We start from the raw sequence: 9511 nt of genomic DNA, 5'->3' as shown, positions 1-9511 counted from the left end.
TTAGAGGCCGGCGGGACGCTGCTGGTCCCCCGATAGCAGTAGGTAGAGCACGGCCATGCGCACCGCGACGCCGTTGGCCACCTGGGCCAGCACGGTGGAGCGGGGCGAGTCGGCGGCGGCCGAGGAGATTTCCAGGCCGCGGTTCATCGGGCCCGGGTGCATGATGATGGTCTCGGTCCCGGGCTGCGCGTCCAGCGCCGCCAGCCGGGCGTCGTCGAATCCCCAGAGCCGCGAGTACTCGCGGGTGTTGGGGAAGAAGGAATCGTGCATCCGCTCGCCCTGCACGCGGAGCATCATCACCGCGTCGACGCCGGTGGCCAGCGTGGCATCCAGGTCGTAGCTGATGGTGCAGGGCCAGGCGGACGAGCCATGCGGCAGCAGGGTCGGCGGGGCCACCATGGTGACCTCGGCGCCCAGGGTGCGCAGCAGCCAGAGGTTGGAGCGGGCGACCCGCGAGTGCAGGATGTCCCCGACGATGGCGACCTTCATGCCGGAAAGGTCGGCCCCGAGCGAGGCCTCCCCGCGGACCCTGGACCAGTGGGCGCGCAGCGTGAACGCGTCAAGCAACGCCTGGGTGGGATGTTCGTGGGTGCCGTCCCCGGCGTTGACCACCGGCGCGTCGATCCAGTCGGTGGCGGCCAGGCGTGCCGGGGCCCCGGAGGCGCCGTGACGGATGACCACCGCGTCCGCCCCGATGGCCTGCAGGGTCTGCGCGGTGTCCTTGAGCGACTCGCCCTTGGAGACCGAGGAGCCCTTGGCGGAGAAGTTGATCACGTCGGCGCTCAGCCGCTTGGCCGCGGCCTCGAAGGAGATGCGGGTGCGGGTGGAGTCCTCGAAGAAGAGGTTGACCACGGTGCGGCCGCGCAGCGCCGGAAGCTTCTTGACCTCGCGGGTGCCCACGGCCGCCATTTCCTCGGCGATGTCAAGGATCCGGATCGCGTCGGCGCGCGAGAGGTCAACGGTGGAGAGCAGGTGTTTCATGCGTGGGCCTCGATGACGACCTCGTTGTTGTTTTCCCCGTCGACCTCGGAAAGGTGCACGCGCACCTTTTCGGTGGTGGCGGTGGGAAGGTTCTTGCCGACGTGGTCGGCGCGGATGGGAAGTTCGCGGTGGCCGCGGTCGACCAGGACTGCAAGGCGGACGATGCGCGGGCGGCCCAGGTCGGCAATGGCGTCCAGGGCGGCGCGGATGGTGCGCCCGGAGTACAGCACGTCATCGACCAGCACCACGACCTTGCCGTCGATGCCGCCGGCCGGAAGGCGGGTGGGCACCGGGGTGCGGGTGGTGGAGTGGCGCAGGTCGTCGCGGTACATCGTCACGTCGAGCTGTCCGGTGATTGCGGCGGCGTCAAGTCCGGGTTCGGTGGCGGCGATGCGCTGCGCGAGGCGCTGGGCCAGGGGGAAGCCGCGGGAGGGGATGCCCAGGAGCACCAGGTCCGCCGTTCCCTTGTTCGCCTCGATGATTTCGTGGGCGATGCGGGTGATGACGCGGTCGATGTCTTCGCTGGAGAGGACAATCCGGGCACTGACGGGCGCTGTGGCACGGGCATGGTTCTGCTCGTTGCTCATGTGCGGCCTCCTTCCCCGCCTCACTGGACGGAATTTAAAGGTTGCTTGCTCCATCAAAATTAGCACAGGGCGTCCGCCACGTAGGATTTGAGACATGCGCGTTACCTCACAGCCCCCGCAGCCCTCCCCGAACACCGCACCGCTGGACCCGTGGACCGGTGGTGCGGCCCCGGGCCCGGCCTCCCGCACGGGCGGCATCGTGACCCTGGCACTGGTGCTCTGCACCGCGGTGCTGCTGGGGGTCGCGTGGTTCCTCTCCGGGGTCTTCGGCTCCGGCACGGTGCTGTGGCTCGGCGCCCTGGCCATGGTCCCGCTGGCGCTGTGCCTGCTGGGGCTGCGCTGGGTGGACCGTTGGGACCCGGAGCCGCGCGCCCTGCTGGCGCTGGGCCTGCTCTGGGGCGCCGGCGCCTCGGTCGCCGGGTCGCTGCTGGTCGGCGACGTGTTCATGGAGCTGTTCTTCGATCCGGCCGGCGGGCTGGAGATGGACCTCTTCGGCGCCGTCGTGCAGGCGCCGATCGTGGAGGAGCTGGCCAAGGGCGCCGGTGTGCTGCTGGTCTTCTGGATCAACCGCGCCCACTTCGACGGGCCCATCGACGGGATCGTCTACGGCGGCATCGTCGGCGCCGGCTTCGCGTTCACCGAGAACATCCTCTACTTCGGGTCCAGCTACGCCGATCCGGGGGCGCCGGGCGAACTGGCGACCGTCTTCGTGCTGCGCGGGCTCTTCTCCCCCTTCGCGCACGTGATGTTCACCGCATGGACGGGTTTTGCGCTGGGGCTGTGCGCCGCCGCGGGCAGGCGCGGGCGCTGGCCGATCTACCTCGGGCTGGGCCTGGTCCCGGCGATTGTCGGGCACTTTTTGTGGAACGGCGGGGTGGGCATCTTCTTCAACGACTTCCTGAGCTTCTACTTCCTGCTGCAGGTGCCACTGTTCATCGCCGCGGTCATCGCCGTGATCCTGCTGCAGCGCGGCGAGCGGAGGCTCGCCGAGCAGCGCCTGGCCGACTACCGGGGGGCCGGCTGGTTCACCGACGCGGAGGTGGCGATGTTCGCCACGCGGGCCGGGCGGCGCCGCGCCCGGCGCTGGGCCGCCGGCATCGGCCGCGGGCGGCAGATGAAGCAGTTCACCACGACCGCCATGAACCTTGCCGCGGTGCGCCAGCGCATCGTCGCGGGCCACGGAACCGGGGCCGATGTGGCCCGGGAGGCCGCGCTGCTGCACCAGTCGCACCGGCAGCGGGCACAGCTGCTCACCGGGCTCTAGCCGCAGGCCCGCGTCCCGGGCCCGCCCGGGGTCCGCGACGCGGTCCGGCTACTGGAAGAGCTGGCCCACGCGGGACAGGGTGGTGATGACCCCGTAGGCCAGCGGCGCGCCGACCAGCAGCCAGCCAAAGACCAGCCTGCCCACGGCCGGGTTCACCGGTACGTCCGTTGTGCCGCCCGATTCGGGCTGTTGCGCGCGCATCTAGTGTCCCTTCGGGGTGGCGGAGGCAAGTTCTTCCTCCGGCTCGTGGAATCGTGCGTCAACGGGCCTGATCATGGTGGTGGCGACGAAGCCGATGACCAGCAGCACCACCATCGTCAGCAGCACCGGCAGGTAGTTGCCCGCGACCATCGTGCCGGGCTTGCCCTGGGCGTCCAGCAGCCCGTTGACGATCAGCGGCCCGGCGATGCCGGCCGCGGACCAGGCGGTGAGCAGTCGGCCGTGGATCGCGCCGACCTGGAAGGTGCCGAACAGGTCCTTGAGGTAGGCCGGCGCGGTGGCGAAGGATCCTCCGTAGAAGCTGATGATCACCACGGCCATGGCCACGAAGAGCAGCATCGAGCCGCCGCCCAGGAAGGCCAGCACCACGTAGAACAGCGCGCCGATGCCCAGGTAGACCATGTAGATCCGCTTGCGCCCGATCACGTCCGAGGTGCTTGACCAGACAAAGCGCCCGGCCATGTTGCCGATGGAGAGCATGCCCACGAAGCCGGCGGCCACCGCGGCGTTGACCGCGGAGTTCCCGTCGGCGCCGCGGAAGAAGTCCTGGATCATCGGCGAGGCCTGCTCCAGGATGCCGATTCCGGCGGTGACATTGAGGAACAGCGCGGCCCAGAGCAGCCAGAAGCTGCGCGTCTTGATGGCGTTGGCCGCCGAGACGTGGGCGGTGGTGACCATGGCGGAGGACCTGGTCTTCGTCTCGTCCCAGCCGCGGGGCTTCCAGCCAGGTGCCGGGACGCGGATGTTGGCCACCCCGTACATCATCACCAGGAAGTAGACCACGCCCAGGGTGAGGAAGAGCTTGCCGACCGAGGCGCCCGAGGCGATCCAGTCGGCGCCGTCGGTGAGCGGGTCGAACCCGTCGAAGGCCTTGAGCAGCGCGGTGGACATCGGGGAGGCGATCAGCGCCCCGCCGCCGAAGCCCATGATCGCCATGCCCGTGGCCATGCCCGGGCGGTCCGGGAACCACTTCATCAGCGTGGAGACCGGGGAGATGTAGCCGATGCCCAGCCCGATGCCGCCGATGAAGCCGTAGCCCAGGTAGAGCAGCCACAGCTGGCCGGTGAAGATCCCGGCGGCGCCGACCAGGAATCCCGCGCCCCAGAAGGTGGCGGCGACAAACATCGACTTGCGCGGCCCGCTGCGCTCCACCCAGGTGCCCATGAAGGCCGCGGAGAGGCCCAGCATCACGATGGCGATGGAGAAGATCACCCCGATGGCGGTTTGCGAGACCTCGAAGTGCCCAATGAGCGCGGACTTGTAGACGCTGGTCGCGTAGGCCTGGCCGATGCACAGGTGCACCGCCAGCGCGGCAGGGGGGATCAGCCAGCGGTTGAAGCCCGGAGGGGCCAGGGAGCGGGAGCGGTCAAGCCAATTCAACGGTTTCTCCTCAGATCGTGGCGAACGCGAGTGATTCCGGGAACAGAACCAAGCAGCTGCCGGTTTCCGTGGCCCAAGCACACAGTGTGGCACATTTCACCCCGCACGGGGTCCGCCCACGCCGACGGTCCCCCGCCGGGGCCGCGGGCACCCGGCGCCCGGTCCGTTAACGCACCGCGGCCGGCGGGGAGCCCGGGTGATCGGGGACCCCGCCGGCCGGCGGTGAAGGGAAGCGGCGCTGCTAGGCCAGCAGCGTCGGCTTCATCTGCTGGACGCGTCCGAGCAGCCCGTTGACGAACTCCGGGGACTCGTCGGTGGACAGCTCGCGGACCAGGGCGACGGCCTCGGCCACGGCAACGCCGTCCGGGACGTCGTCGTTGTACAACAACTCCCAGGTGCCGATCCGCAGTGCGGTGCGGTCCACGGCGGGCATGCGCTCCAGGGTCCAGCCCTTGGAGTAGGAGGAGAGGATCTCGTCGATCCGGTCCAGCTCGCCCATGACGCCCTCGATGAGGGTGACGGTGTACTCGTTGATGGTGATGTCCGTGGCTTCACGGCGCAAACGCATGGCCGCCAGGGGCGAGACATCGCGTTGTTCGGCTTCAAAAAGGATGTCAAGTGCCCGGCGGCGGGCCTTGGCGCGTGCGCTCACTAGGAGACACGCCCCAGGTAATCGCCGGTGCGGGTGTCGACCTTGACCTTGGTGTTCTGCTCGACGAACAGCGGCACCTGGATCTCCACGCCGGTTTCCAGCGTGGCGGGCTTGGTGCCGGCGGAGGAGCGGTCGCCCTGCAGGCCCGGCTCGGTGTAGGTGATTTCCAGCACCACGGAGGCCGGCAGCTCGATGTACAGCGGCGAGCCCTCGTGCATGGCGATGGTGGCGTTCTGGCTTTCGAGCATGTAGCCGGCCTGGTCGCCCACGACGGTGCCCGGAACGGTGATCTGGTCGTAGTCGCTCAGGTCCATGAACACGAAGTCTTCGCCGTCCTGGTACAGGTACTGGTAGTCGCGGCGGTCAACGGTGGCGGTCTCGATCTTGGCGCCGGCGTTGTACGTCTTGTCGACGACCTTGCCGGTGAGCACGTTGCGCATCTTGGTGCGCACGAAGGCGCCGCCCTTGCCCGGCTTCACGTGCTGGAAGTCAATGATGGTCCAGAGCTGGCCCTCGATCTTGAGGACCTGTCCGTTCTTGATGTCGGTGGTTGATGCCACGATCTACTCTTCTTCCGTATGTCGCCGGGGGCCCGCGATGCGCACGAGGCGCCGGCGGACGGAGGCCGCCGCGTGGGCGGCCTCCCTCAGGCGTGTTGTCAAAAATCCAAGACTAAGTTTAGCGCACGTGTGCGCACTGCGGGTTTCCCCGCGATGGTGATCTGCCGGACGCCTCGCGCGTCAGCCGCCCGCGGGGTGCTGCAGCTCGATCGGCGCGGTGGCCGGGTGCTGCGCCGCCGCGTTCACGGCCGCCGGATGCGGGGCGTCGGCCGTCCCGGTCGCGGTGTGCTCCAGCACCGATTCCAGGCAGGCGCGCGAGGACTCGACCAGGTGGGCGTCGGCGTCCGCGGCGGTGCGCAGGTCAAGGGCCTTGCGGAAGCGGTTGGCCGCGGCCAGCAGGTCCCCGCTCTCCACGTAGGCGAAGCCCAGGTGCTGTTGCAGGATGGCCTCGTGCTCGGTGTCCTTGAACTCGGTCAGCAGGGCGCGCAGCCGGTTGATGGCCCGAGGTGCGTCCCCCGCGGCGCGGGTCAGCGAGGTGTCAAGCACGCGCATCGCGAAGTTCTGCGGGTCGATGAAGCGGGTCTCGGCGACCAGCTCGCTGGCCGCGCGCAGCTCGCCCTTGGCCAGCAGCACCACCACCTGGGAGCTGGGGTCGCCGGTGCGCAGGGTCTCCTCGGCCAGTTCGGCGTCGGAGATCTCGTGGCGCATCAGGGTGGGGTTCAGCCGCACCCCGGGGATCCCGGACTCGATGTTCTGCCGCGGGGCGCTGGCCAGGCCGCCGGCCGGCACCTGCAACAGGGCCTCGGTGTGCGTCAGGTGCGTGGCGGTGCTCATTCTGCGATCTCCTGGTAGGCGGCGAACAAGAGGGAGGTGTCGGGCACGTCGAGCATGCGGGGCCGCCCGATGCCGTCGAGCACCACGAAGCGCAACAGGTCCCCGCGGGTCTTCTTGTCCCGGCGCATGCCGTCGAGCAGGGTCTGCCAGCGGTCCCCGCGGTAGGTGGTGGGCAGGCCCAGGGTCTTGAGGATGGAAAGGTGGCGGTCCGCGACCTCGTCGGAGGTGCGCCCGACGCTGCGGCCCAGCTCCGCGGCGAAGGCCATGCCGATGGACACCGCGGCGCCGTGGCGCATCGAGTAGCGTTCGGCCAGCTCGATGGCGTGGGCCAGGGTGTGCCCGTAGTTCAGGAACTCGCGCTCCCCGGATTCGCGCAGGTCGTTGGAGACGACCTTGGCCTTGACCGCGATGGCGCGCTCGATGAGTTCGCGCAGGCGCGGGGAGGTGGCGTCGGTCGCGTCGGCCGGGTCCTCTTCGATGAGCTCGAGGATGCGCTCGTCGGCGATGAAACCGCACTTCACGACCTCTGCCAGGCCGGTGACCAGTTCGTTCTTGGGGAGCGTGGAAAGCGTGTCCAGGTCCACCAGCACCCCTGCCGGCGGGAAGAAGGCGCCGACAAGGTTCTTGCCCTCGGCGGTGTTGATCCCGGTCTTGCCGCCGACGGCGGCATCGACCATGCCCAGCAGGGAGGTGGGGATGTGGATGACCTTGGTGCCGCGCAGCCACGTCGCTGCGACGAAGCCGGCCAGGTCGGTGACGGCGCCGCCGCCCACCGCCACGATGGCGTCGGAGCGGGTGAAGTCGTTCTTGCCCAGCACCTGCCAGCAGAAGGAGGCGACCTCGATGTGCTTGCCTTCCTCGGCGTCGGGGATCTCGGCGCTCAGCGCGGTGTAGCCGGCGGCCTCAAGGTCGTCCTTGACGATGTCGCCGGTGGCGCGCAGGGCGCGGGGGTGGATGATGAGCACCTTCTTGACGCGCTCGCCCAGCAGGCCGGGAAGGCGGCCCAGCAGGCCGTTGCCCACGATCACCTCGTAGTTCTCGGCGGGAGCCGAGCCGGTGACCTGAATCGTCGTGGGTGCTGGGTTCATCGTTGGATCCTCCAAAGTGCTGCGTAGCGCGCCGGGGCCGAAACCCGCTTGCGCGGTGTTGCAGTGGGTCCTCGGTGCGTGAGTGAAAACGCGCCAACCGGTCTTCGCCGGTGACTTCTAGCCATGCTCGGGGCGCGCCAATGCGCCCCTCGCCGAACTTAAGCCTACGTGTTTCGGCCTCCCAGATGGTGTTTCAGTGTCCGGCATCACGGTAGGCAGTGAGGATTGACTCGGCAATTTCCTCCGCCGTCAGCCCCCGTGTGTCGATGGTCAACGTCGCGGTCGCCTCGTAGAGCCCGCTGCGCTCGGAAAAGATGCGGCACCACGATTCCATCGGCGTGCCGCCGAGCAGCGGCCGGGTCGTGTCGCCCCCGATGCGCGGGGCGACGGTGGCGGCGTCTGTGAGCAGGTAGACGCTGAATCCGGAGGCGATGACCTCGCGGTTTGCTGCCGAAAGCACCGCACCTCCCCCGGTGGCCACGACCGCCGGGGCGGCAGGGGACGCCCCGGGATCGTTCCCGGGAGCCGGGCGCACGGCCTCGGCCAGCGCGCGGGCCTCGAAGCGGCGGAAACCTTCCTCGCCGTGGGCGGCAAAGATGTCCGGGATCGGGCCGTTGGCCGCGACAACGATCGCATCGGTGTCGATCAGGGTCGTGCCCAGCAGGCGCGCCAGGAGCGCGCCGACGGCGCTCTTGCCGCTGGCCATCGGCCCGATCAGGAAGATCGGGGTGCTCATGGAAGGCGGACCGACCCCAGGTTCCCGGGGATGGCCGAAAGGTAGTTCTCCAGGTTCCGCTTGACCTCGCCGAGCGAGTCGCCGCCGAACTTCTCCAGCATGGCCTGGGCCAGCACCAGGGCGACCATGGCCTCGGCGACCACGCCGGCGGCCGGGACCGCACAGACATCCGAGCGCTGGTGGTGCGCGGTGGTCGCCTCGCCGGTGGCGGTGTCGATGGTGCGCAGGGCGCGCGGGACGGTGGCGATCGGCTTCATGGCCGCACGCACGCGCAGCACGTCCCCGATGCTCATGCCGCCCTCGATGCCGCCGGCCTTGTTGCCCGAGCGGTCGATGACCCCGTCCTCGCCGCGCACGATCTCGTCGTGGGCGGCGGATCCGCGGCGCGAGGCGGTCAGGAAGCCGTCGCCGACCTCCACGCCCTTGATCGCCTGGATGCCCATGAGGGCACCGGCAAGGCGCGCGTCGAGGCGGCGGTCCCAGTGCACGTAGGAGCCCAGGCCCGGGGGCAGGTTGTAGGCCAGCACCTCGACGATGCCGCCGAGGGTCTCCCCCTCCTTGTGGGCGGCGTCGACCTCGGCGACCATGGCCTCGGAGGTGTCCGCGTCAAAGCAGCGCAGCGGATCGGCGTCCAGCGCGCGCACGTCGGCCGCGCGCGGCAGCGGCGAATTCTCCGGGGAGGCGACGGTGCCGACCGAGACGGTGTGGGAGACCAGCTCGACGCCCAGCTGGGCCAGGAAGTTCGCCGCCACCGAGCCCAGCGCCACGCGGGCGGCGGTCTCGCGGGCCGAGGCGCGCTCCAGGACCGGGCGGGCGTCGTCGAAGCCGTACTTCTGCATGCCGGTGAAGTCGGCGTGTCCGGGGCGCGGGCGGGTCAGCGGCGCGTTGCGCGCCATCGAGGCCAGTTCCTCGGGGTCCACCGCGTCGGGGTTCATGACCTTTTCCCATTTGGGCCACTCGGTGTTTCCCACCTCGATGGCCACCGGGCCGCCCTGGGTGATCCCGTGGCGCACCCCGCCCATGAAGGACACCTGGTCCTGCTCGAACTTCATCCGCGCACCGCGGCCGTAGCCCAGGCGCCGGCGTGCGAGGGCATCGCGCACATCCTGTGAAGAGATGGCAATGCCCGCGGGCAGTCCCTCGATAATTCCAACCAATGCGGGGCCGTGTGATTCGCCCGCCGTCAACCAACGCAACATGTACTCCATCC

Annotated in this window: 11 protein-coding genes; 1 reads left to right on the top strand and 10 read right to left on the bottom strand. The window is 69.7% G+C overall.

Features of this window, described 5'->3' with window-relative positions; translation table 11 throughout:
• On the bottom strand, positions 1 to 981 hold the full coding sequence (locus KRR55_RS04785; protein WP_217387916.1) for an aspartate carbamoyltransferase catalytic subunit: 981 nt from the start codon (positions 979 to 981) through the stop codon (positions 1 to 3).
• The gene (pyrR, locus tag KRR55_RS04780) at positions 978 to 1568 is read right to left on the bottom strand and encodes a bifunctional pyr operon transcriptional regulator/uracil phosphoribosyltransferase PyrR (protein WP_217387915.1); all 591 of its coding nucleotides are present in this window, start codon (positions 1566 to 1568) and stop codon (positions 978 to 980) included. Before pyrR ends, KRR55_RS04785 begins: the two co-directional genes overlap by 4 nt.
• A 94-nt stretch (positions 1569 to 1662) precedes the next feature.
• On the opposite strand from pyrR, the gene KRR55_RS04775 reads away from it, so the two are divergent.
• Positions 1663 to 2832: a PrsW family intramembrane metalloprotease gene (locus tag KRR55_RS04775; RefSeq protein WP_217387914.1), complete on the top strand. Its 1170-nt coding sequence runs from the start codon at positions 1663 to 1665 to the stop codon at positions 2830 to 2832.
• Positions 2833 to 2880: 48 nt separating this feature from the next.
• On the opposite strand, the gene KRR55_RS04770 is transcribed toward KRR55_RS04775, so the two are convergent.
• The 8 genes from KRR55_RS04770 to aroC all read right to left on the bottom strand — a co-directional run bounded on the left by KRR55_RS04770 (position 2881) and on the right by aroC (position 9500).
• A complete protein-coding gene (locus KRR55_RS04770) occupies positions 2881 to 3033 on the bottom strand; it encodes an MFS transporter small subunit (protein ID WP_217387913.1) in 153 nt (50 codons plus the stop codon).
• Positions 3034 to 4431: an OFA family MFS transporter gene (locus KRR55_RS04765; protein WP_217387912.1), complete on the bottom strand. Its 1398-nt coding sequence runs from the start codon at positions 4429 to 4431 to the stop codon at positions 3034 to 3036. It lies immediately after the preceding gene.
• 241 nt (positions 4432 to 4672) lie between these two features.
• The gene (gene nusB / locus KRR55_RS04760) at positions 4673 to 5083 is read right to left on the bottom strand and encodes a transcription antitermination factor NusB (RefSeq protein ID WP_217387911.1); all 411 of its coding nucleotides are present in this window, start codon (positions 5081 to 5083) and stop codon (positions 4673 to 4675) included.
• Positions 5083 to 5643, bottom strand: coding sequence for an elongation factor P (gene efp, locus KRR55_RS04755; RefSeq protein WP_217387910.1), 561 nt, complete (start codon positions 5641 to 5643; stop codon positions 5083 to 5085). Before efp ends, nusB begins: the two co-directional genes overlap by 1 nt.
• Positions 5644 to 5823: 180 nt before the next feature.
• Complete coding sequence (locus KRR55_RS04750) at positions 5824 to 6477, bottom strand: hypothetical protein (RefSeq protein ID WP_217387909.1); 654 nt, start codon at positions 6475 to 6477, stop codon at positions 5824 to 5826.
• On the bottom strand, positions 6474 to 7565 hold the full coding sequence (gene aroB, locus KRR55_RS04745; protein ID WP_217387908.1) for a 3-dehydroquinate synthase: 1092 nt from the start codon (positions 7563 to 7565) through the stop codon (positions 6474 to 6476). Before aroB ends, KRR55_RS04750 begins: the two co-directional genes overlap by 4 nt.
• Positions 7566 to 7758: 193 nt before the next feature.
• Positions 7759 to 8301 (bottom strand): shikimate kinase, encoded by a 543-nt coding sequence (locus KRR55_RS04740; RefSeq protein ID WP_217387907.1) that lies wholly within the window; start codon positions 8299 to 8301, stop codon positions 7759 to 7761.
• Positions 8298 to 9500 carry a chorismate synthase gene (gene aroC, locus KRR55_RS04735; protein WP_217387906.1) on the bottom strand — a complete coding sequence of 401 codons (1203 nt, stop codon included), beginning with the start codon at positions 9498 to 9500 and terminating at the stop codon, positions 8298 to 8300. Before aroC ends, KRR55_RS04740 begins: the two co-directional genes overlap by 4 nt.
• Positions 9501 to 9511 lie beyond the last annotated feature (11 nt).

This window comes from Paeniglutamicibacter quisquiliarum (assembly GCF_019084045.1).
GTDB lineage: Bacteria > Actinomycetota > Actinomycetes > Actinomycetales > Micrococcaceae > Paeniglutamicibacter > Paeniglutamicibacter quisquiliarum.
This window is presented reverse-complemented; position numbering and strand designations above follow the sequence as displayed.